The following is a 23771-nucleotide window of genomic DNA, read 5'->3' as shown; positions in this document are numbered from 1 at the left end:
CGTGGATCCCTAGTTCTGGTCGATCTTGGGTGCGCTCAGCTGGATGTGGCTGCTGCCCTCGACGCGGATGTTGACGCCCGAGATCAGGATCTCGCCCGAGCTCTTCATCTCGATCCGGCTTTGGCCGCAGACCAGCACGTAGCGGTCGCCCACGAACTCGGTCCGGGTCTTGCCGACGTTTTCGCTGGAATCCCCGTCCACCCGGGCCGAGCGGTTGCCGACGATGCGGGTGGCGTGGTTGGCGCCCACGGACATGTCGAAGTTGCGGTTGATGTGGTGTTGCGCGCTCTTGCCGACCGTCACGTCATGCGAGCCGTCCGAGATGATCGTGAAATCCCCCGGCGCGCCGTTCTCCTTCAGCGACGGGCGGTCCAGCGCGTAGGCCATCTCGGACAAAAGGTTGGACTGAACCCCCATGCCCTGCGCTGCCATCGCCCCCGGCCCCGAGGCGCCGGTGTAAAAGGTCAGGCTGCCGGCGACCGAGTTGATCTCGTTCCCCATCACCTCGGACAGCTTGTTGTCCATGACCGCAAGCGCGGCGTCGTTCATCACGATGCGCGCCTCGTTGTTGCGGATGATGGTGTTGAGGTCCTTCTGCGCGGTGACGCGGATCTCTTCCTGCTGGGCCAGATCCTCGAACCGCAGCTCGTTGAAACCCTCACCCTTGTGGGTGTCGGTCTTGAAGGTGCTGCGGGTCTTGTGGGCGGGCAGTTCGTAGGGCACGCGCTGGCGCGCATTGGGCACGACGCCGGTGACCACGGGGCGGTCGGGATCGCCGTCGAGATAGGTCACCATCACCTCCATCCCGATGCGCGGGATCACCTGCCCGCCCCAGCCCGGACCGGCCCAGTTCTGCGCCACACGCACCCAGCAGGTGTCGCTGCCGTCCTTCGCCGCGCGGCGGTCCCAGGGGAACCACAGCTTGATGCGCCCGTATTCGTCGGGGTGGATCTCTTCGCCCGGGGGACCGGCGACGATGCCCACCTGCGCACCGTCGATGCGCGGATGCGGCGTCGTGCGCCGCGGCGTGGCCGGAACCTCGGCCGGCAGGGCGGTGAAGGTGTTGAGATACTCGGGCTGGTTCTCGACGCTCTCATAGCTGACGTCGACCGCCTCGTGGTCGATGGCGATCATGACATGCGGCTCGAACGTGTTCCCGGGGTCGGCCACGTCATAGGGCGTGAACCGCGCCCCCGCCGCCAGCGTACGCACGGCCGAGGTACCTTCGATCCGCGCATGATCGGCCTCGGTCGCCTGCATCCGCAGCCTTGAGACGCGCGCGACATTGGCGTCCTCGATCCCTTCGCTCGCGCGCACGCCCGGGCCGTAGCCGGCCTGCACGGGGTACTCGTAATGCTCGAACCCGCCGTTGCGGACCAGCGACACCAGGCTGGGCGTCGCGCCCGCCGGCACCGTGCCGGGGGTTTCGAAGTTCCAGTCCCGCCCCGCATGCTGGCCGGGGGTATAGCGAAACGTCGTCTCGAACCGGGTGATGTGGTTGCGGTCGCTCGACCCGGCGGCAAAGCGCACGTCCTCGTTGCCGATGTAGCCCGCTGCGTGCGAGGCGATGTGCATCCGGTGTGCGCCCGGTTCATGGGTGAACCAGTAGAACAGGCCGTCTTCTTCCAGCCGCCGGGTGAGGTAGGCGAGATCGGTTTCGTTCCACTGCACCGAGTAATGCTGCGGCGGGACCGGATCGACCACGCCCGAGGTTTCGGGCGCCGGGATGCCGTGTTCGCCGAGAAGCTCGCGCGCGACGTCGAGCGCGGTCTTGTCGCGCCAGATCCGACAGTCCGAGGTCTGGGCCAGCAACCACAGCTGCGGCTTCAGGATCAGGTCGTAACTGCGCAGACCCCGGCTTTGGCGCGGGCCGGCGATCAGGTCGCTGACCAGCGCATTCCAGGTCCGCCGCACGCCATGGCTGAGTTCAAGGCTGACATCGACGGTCTTGCCCAGCAGGATGTCGGGCTTCAGCTCGGGCAGTTTCGACCGCACCGCGACGCGCCCGGTGAAAAGGTCCGATACCGCCTCGCGCAGGCTGAGCTTCTGCGCCAGAAGCACATCATTGCCCAGCGGGGTCTCGACCCTCAGGATACGGTCGGCTTGAACGAAATCCGTTTCGGCGTTCACCATGCGCTCCTTTCGCATTGCCCGCCCCATGCGGACCCGCGCCGGGTCGTCATCCCGGCATGTCGGCCTAGAATGCCGGCGCGGTCATCCCGGCAAGACGTTGGTAGACGCGTTCCGCGCGCACGAGCTCGTCGCGGTCCGACCTGCCGGAAAAGAAGGGGCGTCCGTAGTATGCCTCGTGCAGGTCATCGATCCGGCTTTCGATCTTGCGCCCCGGCTGATCGTATTCGATCCGTCCCGCCTCAAGGCTGGCCGATTGCGCCGCCCCGCTTCCCGAGATCTCATGCCGCGAGTATGCCCGCGGGTAATCGGGATGTCCGGTGGGCACATTGATGGGGCGTCCCTTGTCCCAGCGCATGGCCCCCGCGCCACCCATCAGGAAACCGGTGCCTTCCACGAACCGGTCGCTGTCCATGATCAGCGTCATGTAGATGCCCAGCTCAAGCCGCTGGGCGCCGACGCGTTCGTCGGGAAAGACCGGGGTAACCGGCGCGTTGCGGATCACGGCCGAGTCGAGCATTGCCTGCGCCAGCCGCTCTTTCGTCTCGGCGGGCAGGTCGGATTCGTTGAGGTCCATCGCGACCGAGCTGATCGCGATCAGCGCCTCGTCGACATAGGTGGCTAGACGGTTCTGGAAGATCTGCGGATCGGTCAGCGCCGCCTGCAGCCCGGGCCGCGGCGCGGCGAGGTTGCCCACCGCCGTCTTGGCCTGCGCGCTCAGCCGGCGCTCGGCCTCGTCCCAGCCACGCGAGATGAGGAAGCTCAGCGCCTTGTTCTCGTCGACCGCCGCTATGGCATTGAAGGTGCGCACCATGTTGCGGCGGATCACGTAGTTGACCGCCGCATCGGCCGCGACGGATTTCAGCGTCGTCTTGGCAAACAGCGCGCCCAGTCCAGCGCCCATCCCCATGGATACCGCCGTGATCAGCAGATCCGCCACCAGCGCATCGAACTTGCGCTGATCGTCCAGCACATCCCGGACCCGTGCGTGGGCCATGACGTAGGCGTTCGACAGGGGGCGGACCCAGTTGGTGTCGTACTTGCGTTCGGTATTCTCGACGCGGTTTAGGACATCCTGAAGATCGGGCATCGGGGGGGTTCCTTGCAGATCGGTCGGCGGGTCAAGGCACGGGACGGGCGGTCGGGCGACCGCCCCTCCCCTAGGATCGCGGTCGCGATCAGGCCGCCTTGGTGGTCGACAGATCGTAAGAGGCGATCATCGGCGACATCGGCTTGTGGTTCTCGTCGTGCGGGATGTACTTCACTTCCATCTTGGTGAAGTTCAGCCGGATCGTTTCGACCGGCCGGTCGCCCGAGGTATCGACCGAGTAGTTCGCCACCAGCGTGTTGGTCAGCTTGTACTCGATGTAGGTGTCGCCGGGGTTGCCGGTGGTCACCAGGTGGATGGTCGTAGTCTTGCCGGTGCGGCCGGTGCAGGCCTCGGCGAACAGCTTGGTCGACGAGCTGTCCGACACCTTGGTCAGGACGATTTCGCTGACGGTGGGCTCGGAGGCTTCGCGGTTCGCGGTCGAGCCGGCCGAGGTGTTCATGTTGCGCGACACGTTCCAGTGAAGCGACTCGATATCCATCCACTTCTTGTGGGTCTCGTGCGTCGCGTCGCCCGGGATGCCGTCGAGTTGAAGATAGATTGGCATGTCGTCTCTCTCCGTGGTTGGGTTGCTGTGGGAGCGGGTTGGAAGTTGCAGGATCGAGGCCTTTGAAACGCGGGCCCCGTAGCGGGGCCCCTTGGGGGACCTCAGCTCACTTTACGGGGCGCCTCCGGTTCGGGGTCGCGGCGCTGCGCGTCCCCATCGGGTGAACTCACCCGGAACGCCCCGTCCGCGTCGAGCCCCAGCTCGACGGTGGAGGGGCTGGTCCCGCCCAGAAGCGAGGCCAGAAAGAAATCCGCAAGCCGGGGCAGGACCTGCCGCCCCAGCATCGCCTCGATCGCGCGCGCGCCGGTGTCCCCGGCGACGGCACGGTCGACAAGCGCGTCGCGCGCCTGCGGCGTGACGGTCAGGTCGGCGCCGTGGCTGTCGCGCATCCGGTCGGCGATGCGGTCGATCTGAAGGTCGACGATGCCGGCCAGCACGTCCTTGCCCAGCGGCAGGAACGGCAGGATCTCGAGCCGCCCCAGAAACGCGGGCTTGAACCGGCGGTCCAGCTCGGGGCGCAGCGCCTCGACCAGCGCGTCGCCCTCGGGCATCGTCTCGGGGTCCTCGGCCAGCGTGGCCAGCGTTTCGGTGCCGCTGTTCGCGGTCATCAGGATCGTCACGTTGCGAAAATCCACGTCGCGACCCTCGCCGTCGCGCAGCACGCCCTTGTCGAACACCTGGTAGAAGATCTCCTGCACGCCCTCGTGCGCCTTGTCGATTTCGTCCAGCAGCAGAACGCCATGTGGACGCCGGCGCACCGCCTCGGTCAGCACGCCGCCCTCGCCATAGCCCACGTAGCCCGGGGGAGAGCCCATCAGCAGCGAGACCTTATGCTCTTCCTTGAACTCGGACATGTTGATCACGGTCAGCGCCGAGCTGCCGCCATGCAGCTCGTCCGCCAGCGCCAGCGCCGTCTCGGTCTTGCCGATGCCCGAGGTGCCGAGCATCAGGAACACCCCCTGCGGGCGCCGCGGATCGCGCAGGCCCGCGCGCGACACGGAAACGGACTGGCACAGCGCGTCGATCGCCGCGTCCTGCCCCAGCACCCGCGCCTTCATCCGGTCGGGCAGCGCGGTCACGGCCTCGATCTGGCTGCGCAGCATCCGTCCCGCGGGGATCCCGGTCCAGCGGGCGATCACGGCGGCAATGGCCTCGGCGTCGACGACGCGATGCACCATCGGCGCCTCGCCCGCGACCTCGGCCAACCGCGCCTCGTGCTCGGCCAGTCGTGCCATCACGTCGCTGCCGCCCTCGGTCAGCACCGCATCGGCTTCGTCGGCCAGCGCGCGTTGGGTATCGAGATCCTGGCCCAGGCGGGCGATCTCGTCCTCGGCGCGGGCCAGATCGCGGTGCAGTTCCTCAAGCCGGGTGTCGCGACCGGTCGTCAGGGGTTCGGCCTCCAGCGCGGCGATCTCGTCCTGAAGATAGCGACGCTCGCTGCGCCGCGCCGCCAGCGTCTCGGGCTCGGTCTCGCGGCTCATGGATACGGCCGCGCCGGCGGTGTCGATCAGGCTGACCGCCTTGTCGGGCAGTTGCCGTTCGGGCAGGTAGCGCGCCGACAGTTCGACCGCCGCGCGCACGGCGCTGTCGCGAATGGCGACGCCGTGGTGGTCCTGGAACTTGGGCGCGACGGCGCGGATCATGCGGATCGCGCGTTCGATGTCGGGTTCATCCACCTTGACCGTCTGGAACCTGCGGCTGAGCGCGGGGTCCTTTTCAAAGTACTTCTTGTATTCCGACCAGGTTGTCGCGGCGATGGTGCGCAGATCTCCCCGCGCCAGCGCGGGTTTGAGGATGTTGGCCGCATCGCCCTGGCCCGCGGCACCGCCTGCGCCCACCATGGTGTGAGCCTCGTCGATGAACAGGATCACGGGCGTCTCGCTGGCGGCCACCTGGTCGACGACCCCCTTCAGCCGCCGTTCGAATTCGCCCTTCACGCCCGCCCCCGCCTGCAAAAGGCTAAGGTCGAGCACGTGAAGAGAGACCTGCGCCAGCCGTCCCGGAACCTCGCCACGGGCGATGGCCAGGGCCAGCGCCTCGACGATCGCGGTCTTGCCGACGCCGGCCTCGCCCACGAGGATGGGGTTGTTCTGGCGCCGCCGCACCAGCACGTCGATCATCTGCCGCAGCTCGGCGTCGCGACCGACGATGTCATCGACGCGCCCGTCCCGGGCCGCCTGCGTCAGGTCCGTCGCATACTCGGCCAGGAAATCCTCGCCCGAGGGGGCGGGCCGCGATGTGACCGGCCCGGAGGTCGGAGCAGTTTCTTCATCGCGGATCGCCTGTTCCAGAAGGCCCGCGTCCAACGACAGAAGCGACGGAACCGTGCGGCGCAGGATCGCCCGCGGCTCGGTCTCGGACACCATGGTCAGAAGCAGACTTGCCACGCCTACCCGGTCGCGGCCAAACCGCAGCGTGGCCGTCAGCCAGGCCTCGCGCAGCAGGGCGACCAGCGGCTGCGACAGCGATGGCGCCCCCGCCGATCCGCGCGTCATCTGCTCAAGCGCCGACCGCGCCTCGCCCCCGCAGGCCGCCGCATCGCCACCGGCCCGGGCGATCAGCTCGGCCGCCTGCGGATGTCCAGCCAGCGCCGACACAAGATGGACGATCTCGACCGCGCCATGGGTATGACGCACCGCCAGCGCGGCCGCGGATTCAAACACCACGGAGACATCTTCCGATGCTCTTTGAAACAGGAGATGCAGGTCAATAGACGACAAATCGGGACCCTCTGGAAAAAAGGTTTTTACAGGCGGACCATCGATGAACCAAGAATTGACGTAGTAGTTCCAAATGCCACATGCATATGCAATCCCGCGGCTGGCGGATCGGCATGAAACGACCGAATGGGAAACGGCACCGACCCCGATTCACGGGTCGAAAGGTCCAGAATTGCGTCGGATTTATGACCGCCGCCAAATCTGAAAAAGGAGAAAACACAGGTGCTTTTCGAACCCGGAGAAGACACTGGCGAAGATCCGCGCACCGATCCGGCGGTTTTGGCGAATTACCGCAACCTGCGCGATGCCCGGTCGAAAGCCCGCGCGGCGGAACGCGCGCAGGAAACCCCGGACGAGGACGGGCGCATCGTTCTGGGCCGCCTGCCCGAGTGGGACGAGGTCCACGATCTTGCGGTTTCGATCCTGCGCGACCACTCGCGCGACGCCGAAATCGCCGTCTGGCTGGTCGAGGCCGCGGCGCGGACCGACGGCTTCGCGGGCCTGCGCGATGCCGCGATCGCCTTCGCCGGAATGGTGCGCAGCCACGGCGAATCGCTGCACCCGCAACCCGAGGACGCCGATGACGACACGTTCAGCACCGTCGCCGGGCTGAACGGGGTGGGCCGCGAGGGCACGCTGATCCAGCCGCTCAGGCTGCTGTCGCTGGTCCATGGGCGGGAATACGGCAGCTACAGCCTGTGGGATTGCGGCACGGCAGGCCGGTCCGACGCCGTGTCCGCCGCGATGGCCGAGGCCGGGCCTGCCGCGATGGCACAGCACCTGACCCATGCCGAGGAGGCACGCGCAGCCTTTGCCGACCTCGACGCCGCGCTGACGGACCTGCGCGGCGCCGACGCCCCGCCCTTCGCGCGCATCCTCGACATCCTCGACGATGCGTGCCGCACGATTCGCCGACTCGGTCAGATTGACACCGCCGGCGCCGAGGTCTCCGACACCGCAACGCAGGAAACCACGAATGCGCCGGCCGCCCCTGCTGCCGCCCCCGCACAGCCAGGCCGCATCGAAACGCGCGAGGATGCGCTGCGCGCCCTCTCGGACGTCGCAGCCTTCTTTCGCCGGACCGAGCCGCACTCGCCCATGTCGCATTCGCTGGAAACGCTGATCCGCCGCGGCAGAATGGACTTCATGTCACTGCTGGCCGAACTGATCCCGGACGAGATGACCCGCGAAAACGTCTTCACGACCGCCGGCATTAAACGTGTCGATGATCGCTCGGACACCGAGACATGAATGACGGTTCTGTAAATATCGGCAAGCCCCCGCCGATACTTTGCACATTGGTCTCGACACGCGCGTCCGACAGGGTAACCTTCGGTTTGAGTTAAGCCCAGTCATATTGGTCGCGCGATGCGTGGCCGATAGCCGCGACAATTGCGAGCGCGAAAGAGGAGACCGCTAGTGGCCAGTGTCCATGACAAGCTCGACAAGGTGCGCAAGCCTCGCGTGCACATCAAATACGAGGTCGAAACCGAAGGCGCGATGGTCGAAAAGGAATTGCCCTTCGTGATCGGCGTCCTCGGCGATTTCTCGGGCGACCCGACGAAAGAGCTTCCGTCATTCGGCGATCGAAAGTTCGTGCAGATCGACAAGGATAATTTCGACCAGGTGATGGAACGGATGAGCCCCGGTCTGAACCTGCGGGTCGAGAACACGCTGTCGGACGACGGCGGGACCATCCCTGTGAACCTGGCCTTCACGTCGATGGCGGATTTCGATCCCGCCCGGGTGGTGGACCAGGTCCCCGCGCTCAAGGCGCTTCTGGAAAGCCGCAACCAGCTGCGCGACCTGCTGACCAAGGCTGACCGCTCGGAAGAGCTGGAGACGCTGCTCGAAGAGATCCTGCAGGACAACGACGCCGTCCGCCGCATGGTCGAGGAACTGAAGGCGCAGCAGCCCGAAGCCGCCGGGGAGAGCAAGTAATGGCACAGGAAGCCCAGACCGATACCGGCACCGGCACCGAAACCCAGGACGCGGCCCCCGGCCTGCTGAGCCAGGTGATCGGGGCGACTCGCCAGACCGAACCCGACCGCGCCAGCGAACTGATGCGCACGCTGACCGATGCGGCCCTGTCGGGAACGGTGACCTACGACCGCAACCTGACGGTGACGCTGACCAAGGCGATCGAGGCCATCGACGCCAAGATCTCGCGCCAGCTGGCGGTCGTGATGCAGGACGAGAAGTTCACCCGCCTCGAAGGATCCTGGCGCGGCCTGTGGCATCTCGTCCGCGAAAGCAACACCGGCTCGACGCTCAAGATCCGGGTGCTGAACGCATCCAAGCGCGATCTGGGCCGCGATCTGTCGAAGGCGGTCGAATTCGACCAGTCGCGCCTGTTCAAGTCGATCTACGAAGACGAATTCGGCACCCCGGGCGGCGAACCCATCGGCGCGTTGGTGGGCGATTACGAGTTCGACAACAGCTTCGACGACATCGAAACCCTGACCGGTCTCAGCCAGGTCTCGGCCGCCGCCTTCGCGCCCTTCATCTCGGCCGCGTCGCCAAAGCTTTTCGGGTTCGAGGACTTTACCGAGCTGTCCAAGCCGCGCGACCTGTCGAAGATCTTCGACAGCTCGGAATACGCCAAGTGGCGTGGTTTCCGTGACAGCGACGACAGCCGCTTCGTCACCCTGACGCTGCCGCGTGTGCTCGCGCGGATGCCTTATGGCGACGAAAGCCGCCGGATCGACGAGTTCGACTACGACGAGGCCATCGCCTACGAAGGCGCCAAGATCCCGCACGACAACTATTGCTGGATGAACGCCTCCTACGTCATGGCCACGCGGATGGCCGAGGCCTTTTCCCAGACCGGCTGGTGCACCGCCATCCGCGGGGCCGAGAACGGCGGCAAGGTCGAAGGCCTGCCCACGCACCTGTTCTCGACGGACGAGGGCGACACCGACATCAAGTGTCCCACCGAAATCGGCATCACCGACCGGCGCGACGCGGAACTGGGCAGCATGGGGTTCCTGCCGCTCTGCCACTACAAGAACACCGACTATGCCGTGTTCTTCGGCGCGCAGACGACGCACAAGCCCAAGAAATACGACCGCCCCGACGCCACCGCCAATGCCGCGATCTCGTCGCGGCTGCCCTACATGATGGCAACCTCGCGCTTTGCCCACTACCTCAAGGTCATCGGCCGCGACAAGATCGGGTCGTTCATGGAAGCGGAGGACTGCGAGGACTGGCTGAACCGGTGGATCAACAACTACGTCAACGCCAATGACGGCGCCGGCCCCGAGGCGCGGGCCGCCTATCCGCTGCGCGACGCCAAGGTGTCCGTCGAAGAGGTGCCGGGCAAGCCCGGGAGCTACAACGCCGTGGCGTGGCTGCGCCCTTGGCTTCAGATGGAGGAGCTGACCACCTCGCTGCGGATGGTTGCCCGGATCCCCGAAAAGTCCTGACGTGGACCAGGCTCTCTCCATTGCGCCGGGGCCGTTGGCCGGGCCGGGCGCCGCCGAAGGCGGCGCGGCGCGGCGGCGGGCGACCTGTGCGCGGATCGACCGGCTGATCTCGCTGATCGACCGGGCGATATCGCGGCAGGTCGAGGTGGTGCGCCGCGATCCCGCCTTCGCGGGGCTCGAGGCGCGCTGGCGCGGGCTGGAGATACTGGTCGCGCGCACCGGTCCCGGCGACACGGTGCTGGTGCGCGTTCTGAACGCCAGCTGGCCGGTGGTGGCCCGCGACCTTGAGCGCGCCGCCGACTTCGACCAGAGCCACCTGCACAAGCTGGTCTACGACCGCGAATTCGGGATGCCCGGGGGGCTGCCCTTCGGCCTGCTGGTCTGCGATTACACCCTGTCGCACCATGCCGACGCGGGCAGCGCCGACCCGGTCGAAACCGTGCGGCGGCTGTCCTCGGTCGCCGCCGCGGCCTTCTGCCCCGCGATTGCCCGGGCCGGGCCCGAGACCATGGGCCTGGGCGCGGCAGACGCGCTGGAGATGACGACAGACCTGCCCGAGGCCGCCGCGATCCTGCGCGAGGATCCCGCCTATGCCCGCTGGCAGTCCTTGCGCCAGGCGTCGGATACGCGGTTCCTGGGGCTCGTCGCGCCCGACCTCGTGCTCGACCGTCCGATCGATTTCACCACGCCCCGTGGGTTCGTGGCCGACCGCGCGCCAGGGGGGCACATCGTGCTGAACGGCGCCTTCGGGCTGGCTGCGACGATCCTCGACGCCTACCGCGACAGCGGCTGGTTCGCCGCGATCCGGGGCGCTTGGCAGGACATGGAGGGCGGCGGCCGCGTCTCGGGGCTGACACCGGCCGACATGGGCACCGACCTGCACGGGCTTTCGGCGCAGCCGCCCGTCACCCGGCGGCTGACCGACGCGCAGGAGGATGCGATGGTCCGGCTGGGCGTAGTGCCGCTTTCGACGCTCTACCTGGACACCGACCCGGTCTTCAACACACTGCCGTCGGTGCATGCGCCACAGGCCTACGACACCGCCATCGCCACCCAGAACGCGCGGCTGGCGGCGATGCTGCAATACGTGCTCTGCACCTCGCGCTTCGCCCATTACCTCAAGGTCATGATGCGCGACGAGATCGGGACGCTCGCCGATCCGGCCGTGCTGGAACGCCGGCTGGACGACTGGTTGCGCGACTATTGCCTGGGCAACGACGATGCCGACGACGAGCTGAAGGCGCAGTATCCGCTGCGCGATGCCGGCGTCGGCGTACGTCCCCTGCCCGGGCGCCCGGGGTGCTTTGGCTGCACGATCCGCCTGCAGCCGCACTTCCAGCTCGACGACGTGTCGACGAGCTTCCAGCTCGTGGCCGAAACCGACGACACCGGCAGAAGGCTTTCCGCATGACACTTGCCCAGGATCTCAAATCCGCGCTCTCGCAGGACGACCTTGCCGCGGCGCGTGGCCTGGCCGCGGCGCGGGTCAAGACGCATCCGCGCGATGTCGAGGCGCGGATGTTCCTGGCCGAGCTCTGCGTCATCGCGGGCGAGCTCGACCGTGCCGAAACCCACGCCAAGCTGGCCGCCACAGCCGCGCCCGACGCGGCGGTCGGCCTCGGGGTTTTCCGCCAGCACCTGCGCGCGCTGCATGCCCGCGACGCGTGGTGGACACAGGGCGCGCTGCCCACCTTTCCCACCGGCCCCTCCGCCCTCTCGGCGCTGGCGCTGCGACTGAACATCGCCCTGCGCGACGAGGATGGCGCCGCGGCCGCCAAGGCGCTCGCCGCGCTTGACGACCTGCGCGGAGAGCAGCCCGTGGTCTACGACGGGACCGAAGCCGGAGACCTGCGTGATCTCGACGACCGCCTGCCCCACGCGATCGAGGCGCTGAGCGCGGGGGGCCACTACCTCTGGCTCGATTTCGCGCAGATATCCGAGCTTGCCTTTCACCCCGCCAGCCGGCCGATCGACATGGTGCTGCGCCGCGCCCGTGTCACGCTGCAGGACGGGTCGGCCGCGGATATCCGCGTGCCCGCCATCTACCCCGAGCCCCGGGGCGGCACGTCCGCGCCCAACGCCCCCGCCTCCGCCGCCCCCGCCGACATCGCCCTCCGGCTGGGCCGCGGCACCGATTTCCTCGACCTCCCCGGCGGCCTGACCGGCGCGCGCGGCCTGCGCTGCTGGCTGGCGGGCGACAGGGTTCTGACCTGCCACGAGGCGCAGACCCTCGGCTTTCCGCCCGTGACCCACGGCGGGGCAGAGGGGGCGATGCAGACGGCGGGCAGCGCCTGATGCAGCGCCGCGCGACACAGACGGACCGGCACGCGGCCTCCCTGCTGGACCGGTTGCTGGATTACGCCCCCGACCGTCCCGCCGACCCGCCGGTGCTTGAGGCCGAGACGCTGGCCGGGCTGCGCGAAAGCCTGCGCCGCGACCTGTCGATCCTGCTCAATACCCGCTGCCGACCTGTCTCGCCCCCGGCGCGGCTGCCGCATCTGGACGACAGCCTCGTCAGCCTGGGGGTCGAGGATTTCTTCAACGCGAGCCTCGTCACCGACACCCAGAGGCAGCATTTCGCCCGGCGCCTGCAACAGCGGCTTGCCCGGTTCGAACCGCGGCTCGAGGATCTGTCGGTGTCGCTGCCCGGAAACGACGGCGATGACCGGCGCAGCCTGCGCCTGCGGATCCAGGCGCGCTACCGCGCGCAGCCGGGCCTGCCGCCGCTGGTCTTCGACACCCGGCTCGATCCGGTGACGCATCACTTCAGGATCGTAAGCGGGGCCGGACGTGGCTGACAGGTTCCTGGAACACTACTCTGACGAACTGGACGCGCTGCGCCGCCGCGCCGCCCGGTTCGCCGACGCCTTCCCGAAGATCGCCGGGCGCCTGCGGCTTGCGCCCGAAACCAGCGACGACCCCCATGTCGAGCGGCTGATCCAGAGCTTCGCCTATTCCACCGCGCGCCTGCGCCAGAAGCTGGACGACGGGTTTCCCGACCTGAGCGAGGGGTTGCTGGAAACGCTCTATCCGCACTTCCTTGCCCCGGTGCCGGCAATGTCGGTGGTGTCCTTCGACCCCGCGCTGGGGACCGAGGAGCTGCGCTGCGTGCCCCGCGGCACCCAGATCGTGTCGGACGAGATCGAGGGCGACACCTGCCGGTTCCGCACCACGCAAGAGGTCACGCTGGCCCCCGTCCGCATCGACGCGGCGCGGCTGATGGCCCGCCCGGTCGAGGCGCCGCCCTGCCCCGGCCAAAGCCCGCTGGGCTGTCTCGCCCTGACGCTTCGGCCCACCGGGCGGGCGCGGATAGCCGACCTCGGGCTTGGGACGCTGCGGCTCTACCTCGGACGGGCCGGGCGACAGGCCGGCGCTTTGGCGCACCTGCTGACCCAGCACGCCACGGGCGTGGCCGTCGCGGCGCATGCGGGCGACACCGCGGCCCGGCACCTGCCGCGCACGGCGGTGCGCCCCGTGGGCTTCGCCCCCGAAGAGGCGGTGCTGCCCGCGCCGGAACGGTCCCTGCCCGGCTACCGCCTGCTGTCCGAGTTCTTTGCGCTGCCCGAAAAGTTTCTCTTCGTCGATATCGACGTGGCCGCCGGGGGCATCGCGCCCGAGCAGACCGACCGCATGGACGTCTACGTCTACCTGGACGCCGCGCCCGGCGATCTCGAGCGGCGCATCGGCCCCGAGGCCTTCACGCTGGGGGCGACGCCGGTGGTCAACCTCTTCGACACGCGGGCCGAGCCGGTGATCCTCGATGCCAGCCGCAGCGCGTGGCCGCTGCTGGCCGACGCGCGGCGGCCGCTGACGCGGCAGGTGCATTCGGTCACGCAGGTGACCATCGCCAACGACGACGGCACGACCGACGCCGCGCTTCCCTATTTCAGCCGGCTGGCCGACCGGCGTGCGGGCGGCATGTTCTACCAGCTTGTCCGCCACGGCGCCGACGGCGACGACCGGCCCGGCGCGACCTCGGTTGCCTTCGTGGATCACCGCGCGCGCCCGGTGTCGCGCACCGGCGGAACCGCCTCGGTCGAGGCGCTGGCCACGAATGGCGACCTGCCGCGCGCGCTGCCCTACGGCGGTGGCCAGCCCCGGCTGGCCCTGTCGACCCCGCTCGACATCGTCGCCAGCGTCACCGCGCTGCGCCCCGTGACGCGGCCGAACCGCCCCGCGCCCGAGCCAGACCTGATCTGGAAACTGATCTCGCACATGTCGCTCAACCACCTGTCGGTCGACGCCGACGGGGCCGAGGCACTGCGCGCGATCCTGCGGCTATACGACCCCGGCGACAGCCGCGAGACGACGCAGATGATCGACGCGATCCTCGATGTCTCGACCGCGCCGGCCGTGACCCGCATCGCGTCGGTCATGGTCAGCGGCATCGACGTCACGGTCACCTTCGACCCGGACCGGATCGATGACGGGACCGCGCATCTCTTCGGATCGGTGCTGGACCGGTTCCTAGGCAGCTACGTGACGCTCAACACCTTCACCCGCCTGACCCTTAGGCTGAAGGCCCGCACCGACACGCTGGCCCGGTTCCCCGCCCGCTCGGGCGCCGAGGCGCTGATATGACCGGGTCGGCGGATCCGCGCCTTGCCTCCGGGGCGGCCACGCCCGGGGGCACGCCGCAGGACGCCGGCGCGATGCGGCCGGTCGAGGCCTGCGCGGGCCCAGCCGGACCGCACCCGGCGACCGGCCCGGCCGGATATGCGGACGCCGGTGCGATCGTCGCCCTGCGTGCCGCGCCCGACCGCTTCGACGCCGCGACGGGGCTGCGCGTGGCGCAGGCCCACGCAGCCCGGACGGGGCGGCCGCTTCTGATCGTGTCGCCGCCCGACAACCGCCCGGCAACCGCGCCGATCACGGCGATCGACGACCGGGCCGAGGCCGTGGTGGCGACGGTGCCGGTGATGGGGCTTCTGGGTCCGCTGTCGCCGCTGCCTGCGATCTACGGCGAGCTTGCCGCGCGGGACCGGCGCCGCCGCGCGGGCGGGCTGGGCGCCTTCGTCGACGTCTTCACCGACCGGCTGACCCACCTTTATGCCGCGGCGGTCGAGAAATACGACATCGCCCGGCAGCTGCGCTGGTCAGGCCCGGGCCAGGCCGCGCCGCGGATCGTGTCGGTCCTGCGCAGCCTCGTGGGGCTGGGCACCGGCGGGATGACGACGCGCACCCCGCTTCCCGAGGACCAGACGCTGCGCTTTGCCGGCCTGCTGGCGCAGCGCACCCGCAGCGCCGCCGGGTTGCAGGCGCTGGTCGCGGCCGAACTGGGCCTGCCGGTGCGTGTCGTGCAGTTTCACCTGCGCTGGCGCCCGCTGCCGCTGGAGGAACAGACCCGCATGGACGGCACCGCGCGGCTGGGGCGCGATACCGGGGCGGGGTCGCGCATTCCAGACAGGTCGGGGCAGGTGCGGCTGGTGGTGGGCCCGGTGCGCTATCCCGATTTCCTGTCGCTCGAAGAAGGCCAGCCGCGGCTTGAGCGGCTGCGCCGGCTGATCCGGTTCTACGTGGGACCGGTGCTGGATTTCGACATCCAGCTGGTCCTCGACCGTCGCGACATTCCACGCACCCAGCTGGGCGGCGACGGCCCCGCGCCGCGACTAGGCTGGAACGCCTGGGCGCGCAGCGAACCGGCGACGCGCGACAGCAACGAGGCGGTGATCGGCTCGGCCCGGCTGCACCGCGCGGCGCCTCCCAGCGAGGGGCTCGCATGACCGCGCTGACCCTCACCCTGCGCAGCGGCGCCGCGGCGGGCGCCGCCCGGATGACCGATGGCAGCCGCCCGTTTTCGGTCGGCACCGCTCCGGGCTGCACCTGGACCCTGCCGCCGGACGACGGCGCGGCCCTGCCGTCCGAGCCTGCGTCGATCGCGATCCGCCGCTCGGGCGACCGGTTCGTCGTCGAAGGCAGCGGCATGGTCGAAATCGGCGGCCACCCGTTGCAGGACGGCGCCGAAGTGCCGCTGCACCACGGCAGCGACCTCGTCATCGGCGCGCACCGGCTGAGCGTCCATGTCTCGCAATCCTCGACCGGTGACGACGCGGGGCGCGGCCCCACGGATGCGTTCTTCGACGCGCACCAGCCGACGATCAGCGCGATCCTTTCTGACGTCAGCCCGGGCGGCGACGGTGCCTCGGGTCCGCTGCCCGGGCGCACGGGCGAAGAGTGGCTGGACAGCCTGACCAGCACGGGCCCCGGCTCCAGCCGAAGCAGCAGGCCGGACTGGGACCGGCTGGGCCGCTTCGGCGCGGCGACAGGGCCCGAGCAGGGCGGCGTGCCCCGGGCCGACAACCCCTTGCCCCCCCGCGGCGCCCACCCCGCACCGCGGACCGATACGCCGCTGCCCGATGCGCTGGGCCCCGATCCGCTAGGGCCCGCTCCACGAGAGCCCGATCCGCTGGCCGCCCGTCCGTCGGGGACGGACCCGCTGGGCTCTTCGCGCGGACAGCTTCTGCCCGACGACTGGAACGCTCCGGTCAGCGATACCGGCAACCGGATCGCGCAGGGCGCCGCGAACCGCCAGTCGGTCAGCTTCGGCGACCCTGCCCCGCAAGAGCCCGCGGCCCGCCGCACGGGCCCCGATGCACGCCTTTTGCGCGAGGCGCTGGGGCTTTACGAGGGCGAGATCGACGCGCCCGATGCCACCCAGCTGGCCAATGCGGGAACCGCGCTGGCCACGTCCCTGGGCGGTTTGGCCGAGATCGAGCGCGCGCTGTCGCGGGCGCTGGCGGATCTCAACGTGCCGCAGCCCCTGCCCGCCGCGATGGATCACGCGACGCTCGACCCGGGGAGCCTTCTGTCCGACCACCGCGGCGACACCTGCCTTGCGCTGTCGCGGCGGGTGCAGGCGATCGTGGCGCGGCAGACCGCGCTGATCGACAGCCTGCAGGCCGATCTCGCCGCCGCGCGCGAGATGTTCGACCCTGAAACCATCCGTGCCGCCGTCGCATCGCGCGGGGGGGCGGCCGCACGGCTGTCGCCCGCACGGGCGGCGTGGGACGAATACTGCCGCCGCCGCACGGCGGAGGATGCCCCCCTGACCCCCGCCGCACTGCGACGCCAGCTCGCCGCGCGGATCGACGACCAACCCGAGGACCCCTGATGGCGAAAATCCGCAACCGTGTCGCCTGGACCGAAGGCATGTTCCTGAGGGTGCAGCATTTCCAGCAGGCCGACCGCTGGACCGACCAGCTGGTGCGCGACGCCACGCGCCCGCTGGCGCCCTACCCCTGGGGCATCCTCGAGATGGCGGTAGACCGGGCCGCGCTGGGCATCGGACGCTTCGGGCTGAGCTCGATCAAGGGCATCCTGCCGGACGGCACGCCGTTTTCGGCGCCCGAACAATGCGACCTGCCCGCCCCGGTGAAGCTGGAAGAGGGCATCTCGGACCTGCGGATCCATCTGACCCTGCCGATGCTGCGCCCCGGCGCCGCCGAATTCGCACCGGGCCCGGACCCGGCGGGCGGGGCCGGCACCGAAGGCACAGGCGGCGGATCGGGCGGCGGATCGGGCGCGCGGATGATCCGGCAGGACGTCGACACCGACGACGCCAATGCCGACACCTCCTTCAGCGCGGCGATCGAGATCGGGCGCATGGACCTGTCGTTGCGGCGCGCCGACGAAGAGCTTGCCGGCCTCGAAACCCTCCCCCTCGCGCGGGTGGTCGAGGTCCGCTCGGACCTGGCCGTGGTGCTGGATGACGAGATGATCCCGCCGGTCTTGACCGTCGGTGCCTCGCCCCGCCTGACCGGCTATCTGAACGAGCTTCTGGGCCTTTTGCGCCATCGCTCGGACGCGATCGCGCGGCGCACGGGCGACCCGTCGCTGCGCGGCTCGGCCGAGCTGGGCGATTACCTGATGCTGCAGGCGCTGAACCGCAACACGCCGGGCATCGCGCATCTGGCCGCACAGGCGGGCCAGATCCACCCCGAAACCGCATACCGCGCGCTGGTAAGCCTGGCCGGTGAGCTCGCGACCTTCACGGCGGCGACCCGCCTACCTGCCGAGCTGCCCGACTATCGCCACGCCGATCCCGCCGCCACCTTCGACCCGGTGATGGCCGAGCTGCGGCGCGCCCTGTCGGCGGTGCTGGACCAGAGCGCGGTCCTGATCCCGCTGGAAGAGCGGCGCCATGGCGTGCGCGTCGGCATGCTGGCCGATGCGGGCCTGAAGGCCGAGGCAGGCCTGGTACTGGCGGTGCGCGCCGACATCCCCGGAGAACGGCTGCGCCGCCTTCTGCCCAACCAGATCAAGGTCGGCCCGGTCGAACGGATATCCGAACTGGTCAACGTGGCCCTGCCCGGGGTCGAGGTCCGGCCGATGCCGGTGGCCCCGCGACAGCTGCCGTTCCGATCGGGCAATACGTATTTCGAGCTCGACACCACCGGCGAGATCTGGCGCGAGGTCATCGCCTCGGGCACCATCGCGATGCATTTCTCGTCCGAGTTTCCGGGCCTCGAGCTTGAACTCTGGGGGATCCGGGCATGAGCGCCCGCGCCCCCTCGGACGACGAACCGGCCCGCATCGTCCTGCCGACGCCGGGGCGGCGCCGTCCCGACCCCGACCCCGACGCCGAGGCGCCCGCGCCCGAGGCGCCGCCGCCGGACCCGGTGCCGCAGCTTTCCGTGCCGGACATCCTGCAGGGGTTCCGGCTGGACGGCGACAGCGTGCCCGCGCTGGTGGCCGAGGCGGCGCCGCTTCTGAATCTCGCGCATGCGCTGCGCGAACGCGAAACCGCGCCCGGCATGGCCGAGCTGCGGCGCGACACCATCGGCGCGGTCAAGGCCTACGAAACCCGGCTGAGCGCGGCGGGCATCCTGCCGCAGCAGGCCCGCGCGGCGCACTACGTGGTCTGCGCCACGCTCGACGACGTCATCCGCAACCGCCCCTGGGGCGAGGGCTGGGCGGTCGAGGGGCTGGTCTCGACCTTTCACCACGACGTCACCGGCGGCGACAAGGTGTTCGAACTGCTGAGCCATTTCCAGGCCAGCCCCGGCGCCAACCGCGACGTGCTGCTGCTGATCTATCTCTGCCTCTCGCTGGGGTTCGAGGGGCGGACCCGCGTGTCGGCGCGCGGCGGGCTGGAGCTGGCCCAGACCCGGGACAACCTCTATCGCATCCTGCGCACGCAGTTCGGCACAGCCGAACGCGATCTGTCGCCGCACTGGCGCGGCGAGGACGCCGCCCATGCGCCCCTGCGCACCGGCCGGCTGTTCTGGCTGCTCCTGGGTCTGCTGCTGCTGGTGCTGGCGCTGGTGTTCCTGGCCTTCTCGCTGGTGCTGGGGCGGGCGTCGGACGAAACGCTCGCGCGGATGGCAACCCTGCCGCCCGGTGAGACGCCGACCCTGGCCATCCCCGAACCCGCCCCCGAGCCCGAGCCGGAACCCGAGCCGGAACCGGAGGTCGCGGAGGCCCCTGCGCCGGCCCCCGAGCCAGAGCCGGAGCCGCAGGTCGCGCCGATCGAAACCTTCATCTCGTTCCTCGAACCCGAGGTCGAGGAGGGCCTCGTCCGGCTTTACCGCGACGGCGACGCGGTGCTGGTGCGGATCGCCAACAGTGGCGCCTTCGGGCCGGGGGACGCCCGCATCGCGCCAGAGTTCCTGCCGCTCTTCGACCGGATCGGCCAGGCGCTGACGGCCGAGGATTTCGACGTCACCATCCTGGGCCATACCGACGACCTGCCGATCCGCTCGGCGCCCTTCCCGTCGAACTTCCACCTATCCAAGGCGCGGGCCAGCGCGGTGCGCGACATCCTCGCCAGCTATATCGGCACCGACCGGATCGACGTGCGGGGCGAGGCCGACACCCGCCCCATCGCCAGCAACGACACCCCCGAAGGGCGCGAGGCCAACCGCCGGACCGAGATCATCGTGCGCAACGCGGGCACTTCCGTCTCGCCCGACCTGCTGAGCCGGGGCGACGGCACCGCACCCGACCCCGCGGCGGTGTCCGACGACGCCCCGCTGCGGCCGGAGCCGCTGCAATCCGGCACGACGCCCGGGGATAGCTCCGGGACGTCGCCCGAGGCACCGGCCGGCGAGACGCGCCCGACGCCCACGGAGACCTCGGGGACCGCATCCGGCGACACCCCCGCGGGCACGACGCAAGGGACAGCGGTCGAGACGGCGAGCGAAACGGCGGAAGGGGCGACGGAAGACACGCAGGCAGCCCCAACCGACGGGATGGCTGACCCCACGGCGCCCCCCACCGTGCCCAACACCGAGCAGGACACGCCCGCGGATGCAGGCGCAACCGAGGAGGCCCGGCCATGAACCCCCTTGCGATGTGGACCAGCCTCCGCTCGACCCTCGACAGCTACGTGGGGGTTCTGGGGCGGCGCTTCCTGTCGGTGATCTGGGTCGGCGCGATCTGCGCGCTGATCTGGATCTTCGGCCCCCGCCTCGCGATGGGCGGCGTGGCACCGCTCAGCTCGATCCGGGCCCGCCTGATCGCGATTGGCGTGGTCATCCTGGGCTGGATCCTCTGGATGCTCATCGCGTGGATCCGGGCGCGGCGCGCCGACCGGGCACTGGCCGAGGATGCCACCGAAACCCCGGAAGAGCGGGCCGCCAGCGAAAGCCGGGCCGAGATCGCGGAACTGCAATCGCGGCTCAAGGCGGCGATGGCGCTGATGCGCAAGGTCGCGCGGCGGCGCACGGGCTATGCCTACGAATTCCCGTGGTACCTGATGATGGGCCCGCCCGGCGCCGGCAAGACCACGCTGCTGACCAATTCCGGGCTGAAGTTCCCCCTGGGCGACGCGATGGGCGCCGAGCCGGTGCAGGGCGTGGGCGGCACCCGTAACTGCAACTGGTGGTTCACCGACCGCGCCATCCTGATCGACACCGCCGGGCGCTATACCACGCAGGACAGCCAGCGCGAGCGCGACAACAAGGGGTTCCTGGGCTTCCTGCGCATGCTGCGCAAGCACCGCCGCGCGCAGCCGATCAACGGCATCATCCTGACCCTGTCGCTGACCGACCTGCTGACGCAGGACCCCGACGACCGCCTGCGCGAAGTGCGCGCGGTACGCCAGCGCCTGGCCGAGATCGAAGAGTCCCTGGGCGCGCGCATTCCCGTCTACGTGGTGCTGACCAAGGCCGACAAGCTGAACGGCTTTGCCCAGTTCTTCGAGGAACTGGGCGGCCAGTCCCGCGAACAGGTCTGGGGCATGACCTTCGACTGGGACAAGACGGCGCCCGGCACCCTGCCCGAGAGCTTCAGCCGCGAATACCGCGCATTGCAGGATCGCCTGTCCGGCCTGCTGCTGGAGCGGCTGCAGCAGGAAACCGACATCGCCCGACGCGGGGCCATCTTCCGCTTTCCCGCGCAGGTGGCGGCGCTGCACGACTCGCTTCTCGAAATCGTCGAGGAGCTGGCCTCGGGCAATGCCAACGTGTCCGAGCCGATGATCCGCGGCGTCTACTTCGCCTCCGCCACGCAGGAGGCCGAGGCGCGGCGCAGCGGGGCCGGCCCGGCGCGGTCGATGAACCGCAGCTACTTCGTCAACCGCCTGTTCGGCGAGGTGATCCTGGGCGAGGCGGCGCTGGTGTCGCGCGACCGCCGTGTCAGCCGGCGCAAGCGGCTCGCGACCACCGCCGCCTACGGGGCCGTCACGGTGGCGGCGCTGCTGCTGACGGCATCCTGGGTGGCGTCGTTCCTGTTCAACTCCCGCGCCCTGGCCGACGCTGAGAACGAGCTGGCGCAGTATACCGAGCAGGCGCGCAACATCCCCGTCGACTCCATCGCCGATTCTGATTTCCTGCGGGTCCTGCCCGCGCTCAACACCATCGAGCAGGCCCCCGACGCCTTTGAAGGCGGCACCGACGACGCGGCGCTTTACCGTGTGGGCATGGGGCTGGGCCAGGAGGACCGCATCATCGCCCGCCACGGCGAGGTCTATGCCGATGCGCTGGGGGCCTACCTGCTGCCGCGCTACATGGTGGCGCTGCAGGACAGGCTGAAGACCCCGGATCTGGGCGAGGCCGAGGCCTTCGAGACGCTGAAGCACTACCTGGCGCTTGCCGGTCTCGGGCCCATCGACCCCGACGCGTTGCTGGCGCAGGCAGAAACCGTCTTTGCCGACCTCTACCCCGGGTCTGGCCGGGCCGATACCCGCGCCGCCCTGATGCGCCACATGGCGGCGATGCTCGATCGCGGCGACCTGCCGGTGATGGCGATCGACGACGCGCTGGTCGCCGACATCCGCGAGGAGATCGGCAACCGCAGCCCGGCGCAGCGCACGCTCGATCTGCTGGAAACGCGGACATCGGCCCGCGCGCTGGGTCTCTGGACCCCGGCCGAGGCGCTGGGTCCCGCCGGCAGCGGCGCCTTCGTCCGCGCCTCGGGCACGCCGCTGGACCAGGGCATCCCGGGGCTCTTCACCCGCGAAGGCTACCGCGAGGTCGTGCTGGCCTCGATCGGGCCGCTGGCCGAGATCGCCGCCGACGAGGCCTGGGTGCGCGGCCCCGCCGCGGCGCGGGTCAGCAATGTCAGCGACGTCACCCGCGATGCGATGCAGCTTTACTGGACCGAGTTCGACGGCCGCTGGCGCGACCTTGTCTCGGACCTCAAGATCCGCTCGCCCGAGAACCTTGCCGATGCGTCCGACCTGGTGGCGCTGCTCGCCTCCCAGGCCGATCCCATCGGGCGGCTGTCGCGCGAGATCGCGATCGCGACGAACCTGGCCCAGCCCGCGACCGCCCTGGCGGGGGAGACGGCCGAGGGTGCGACCGAGATCGCCGCCCCCGAGCCGGGCGCCGGGGATCTGCCCTTCGACCCGCTGGCCGCCCCCGATCCGTTCCGCCGGCTGCGCCGGACGCTCGACACCGGCGGGGCCGGCACGGCGGGGGCCACGGATGGCGCTGCGGACGGGGCAGGCTCCGACCAGGCGGCCCAGCCCGACGATATCGCCGCGCTCGGGCCGCTTTTCGACGAGATCTACCAGCAGCTGGGCCGCGTCAGCGCCACCGACGCCCGCGCGACCGAGGTCTTTGCCGCCGACAGCCAGCTGAACACCGCGGTGCAGGCGCTGGTGGCCAAGGGGCGCGGACTGCCCGCGCCTGCCGATGCCTGGACCGTGGGCTTTGCCACCTCGCTGGCCGGAACCGCCATGGGCCGCGCACGTGACGAGGTCGCCCGGCTCTGGGCCGCCGACGGGGCACCGGAATGCACCCGGGCCATCGCCGGCCGCTACCCCTTTGCGCCGGAAGGCACCGCCGAGGTGACGCTGGACGACTTTACCCGGATCTTCGGCCCCGGGGGCATGTTCCAGACCTTCTTCGACCAGAACCTCGCGGATTTCGTCGATGTCTCGACCGATCCCTGGAGCTGGAAGGGGGGCTTGGGCACGACCGGCGAAAGCTCGCAGGCGCTGCAGCAGTTCCAGCGCGCCGCGGCGATCCGCACGGCCTTCTTTCCCAGCGGCGAAACCGCCCCGCGGGTCGAGATCACCTTCGACCTGCGCGACCTCGACCCCGCCGCGCGCGTCGCGCTGGTCGAGATCGGCGGCGGCAATTCGGTCCACGGGCTCGACCGGGCCGAGCAGCGCACCCTGGCCTGGCCGGGCGAGGCACCGTCGACCTCGCGCATCACGCTGCTGCCCGGCGACCGGGCCAATGCGCTTCAGACGGGGGGCGAATGGTCGCCCTTCCGCCTGTTCGACGCGGCCACGACCACCCGCGTCTCGGACAACGAATTCGATGCGGCCTTTCGCATCGACGGGCGTAGGGTGTCGTTTCGGGTGACGGCAGGCAGCGTGAACAACCCCTTTGCCCTGCCGGCGCTGGCCGATTTCGCCTGCCCCGCGACGATGCTGGAGTAGGAGTAGGCGC

Annotated in this window: 16 protein-coding genes; 12 read left to right on the top strand and 4 right to left on the bottom strand. The window is 70.0% G+C overall.

The annotated features are described in order from the left end of the window. Positions 1–9: 9 nt before the first annotated feature. The 4 genes from EKE94_RS05115 to tssH form a co-directional block, all read right to left on the bottom strand. Positions 10–2133: a type VI secretion system Vgr family protein gene (locus EKE94_RS05115; protein WP_235855908.1), complete on the bottom strand. Its 2124-nt coding sequence runs from the start codon at positions 2131–2133 to the stop codon at positions 10–12. A 64-nt stretch (positions 2134–2197) separates the two neighbouring features. After that, positions 2198–3220 (bottom strand): hypothetical protein, encoded by a 1023-nt coding sequence (locus EKE94_RS05110; protein WP_127905544.1) that lies wholly within the window; start codon positions 3218–3220, stop codon positions 2198–2200. Between the two features lie 88 nt (positions 3221–3308). Then, positions 3309–3785, bottom strand: a complete 477-nt coding sequence (locus tag EKE94_RS05105; protein WP_127905543.1) for an Hcp family type VI secretion system effector — start codon at positions 3783–3785, stop codon at positions 3309–3311. Between the two features lie 101 nt (positions 3786–3886). Beyond that, complete coding sequence (gene tssH, locus EKE94_RS05100) at positions 3887–6451, bottom strand: type VI secretion system ATPase TssH (protein WP_235855907.1); 2565 nt, start codon at positions 6449–6451, stop codon at positions 3887–3889. A 276-nt stretch (positions 6452–6727) separates the two neighbouring features. On the opposite strand from tssH, the gene tssA reads away from it, so the two are divergent. The 12 genes from tssA to tssM all read left to right on the top strand — a co-directional run bounded on the left by tssA (position 6728) and on the right by tssM (position 23761). Then, on the top strand, positions 6728–7756 hold the full coding sequence (tssA, locus tag EKE94_RS05095; RefSeq protein WP_164870831.1) for a type VI secretion system protein TssA: 1029 nt from the start codon (positions 6728–6730) through the stop codon (positions 7754–7756). Between the two features lie 168 nt (positions 7757–7924). Then, a complete protein-coding gene (gene tssB, locus EKE94_RS05090) occupies positions 7925–8446 on the top strand; it encodes a type VI secretion system contractile sheath small subunit (RefSeq protein ID WP_127905540.1) in 522 nt (173 codons plus the stop codon). After that, on the top strand, positions 8446–9930 hold the full coding sequence (gene tssC, locus EKE94_RS05085) for a type VI secretion system contractile sheath large subunit (protein WP_127905539.1): 1485 nt from the start codon (positions 8446–8448) through the stop codon (positions 9928–9930). Before tssB ends, tssC (EKE94_RS05085) begins: the two co-directional genes overlap by 1 nt. Before the next feature lies 1 nt (position 9931). Next, positions 9932–11341, top strand: coding sequence for a type VI secretion system contractile sheath large subunit (gene tssC, locus EKE94_RS05080; protein WP_206615020.1), 1410 nt, complete (start codon positions 9932–9934; stop codon positions 11339–11341). After that, positions 11338–12225 carry a type VI secretion system accessory protein TagJ gene (locus EKE94_RS05075; RefSeq protein ID WP_127905538.1) on the top strand — a complete coding sequence of 296 codons (888 nt, stop codon included), beginning with the start codon at positions 11338–11340 and terminating at the stop codon, positions 12223–12225. Before tssC (EKE94_RS05080) ends, EKE94_RS05075 begins: the two co-directional genes overlap by 4 nt. Continuing rightward, on the top strand, positions 12225–12728 hold the full coding sequence (tssE, locus tag EKE94_RS05070) for a type VI secretion system baseplate subunit TssE (RefSeq protein WP_127905537.1): 504 nt from the start codon (positions 12225–12227) through the stop codon (positions 12726–12728). Before EKE94_RS05075 ends, tssE begins: the two co-directional genes overlap by 1 nt. After that, entirely contained in the window at positions 12721–14511 is a 1791-nt protein-coding gene (gene tssF / locus EKE94_RS05065) for a type VI secretion system baseplate subunit TssF (RefSeq protein ID WP_127905536.1), read from the top strand. The genes tssE and tssF overlap by 8 nt, the downstream gene beginning before the upstream one ends. Further along, positions 14508–15653, top strand: coding sequence for a type VI secretion system baseplate subunit TssG (tssG, locus tag EKE94_RS05060; RefSeq protein ID WP_127905535.1), 1146 nt, complete (start codon positions 14508–14510; stop codon positions 15651–15653). Before tssF ends, tssG begins: the two co-directional genes overlap by 4 nt. Beyond that, a complete protein-coding gene (locus EKE94_RS05055; protein ID WP_127905534.1) occupies positions 15650–17041 on the top strand; it encodes a hypothetical protein in 1392 nt (463 codons plus the stop codon). The genes tssG and EKE94_RS05055 overlap by 4 nt, the downstream gene beginning before the upstream one ends. Then, positions 17041–18426, top strand: a complete 1386-nt coding sequence (tssK, locus tag EKE94_RS05050) for a type VI secretion system baseplate subunit TssK (RefSeq protein ID WP_127905533.1) — start codon at positions 17041–17043, stop codon at positions 18424–18426. Before EKE94_RS05055 ends, tssK begins: the two co-directional genes overlap by 1 nt. Then, the gene (gene tssL, locus EKE94_RS05045) at positions 18423–20210 is read left to right on the top strand and encodes a type VI secretion system protein TssL, long form (RefSeq protein WP_127905532.1); all 1788 of its coding nucleotides are present in this window, start codon (positions 18423–18425) and stop codon (positions 20208–20210) included. The genes tssK and tssL overlap by 4 nt, the downstream gene beginning before the upstream one ends. Further along, a complete protein-coding gene (gene tssM, locus EKE94_RS05040) occupies positions 20207–23761 on the top strand; it encodes a type VI secretion system membrane subunit TssM (protein ID WP_127905531.1) in 3555 nt (1184 codons plus the stop codon). Before tssL ends, tssM begins: the two co-directional genes overlap by 4 nt. The last annotated feature ends 10 nt before the right edge of the window (positions 23762–23771 follow it).

Source organism: Mesobaculum littorinae (genome assembly GCF_004011175.1).
GTDB lineage: Bacteria > Pseudomonadota > Alphaproteobacteria > Rhodobacterales > Rhodobacteraceae > Tranquillimonas > Tranquillimonas littorinae.
Note: the sequence above shows the minus strand (reverse complement) of the source record. Positions and strands in the feature narration are given on the sequence as shown.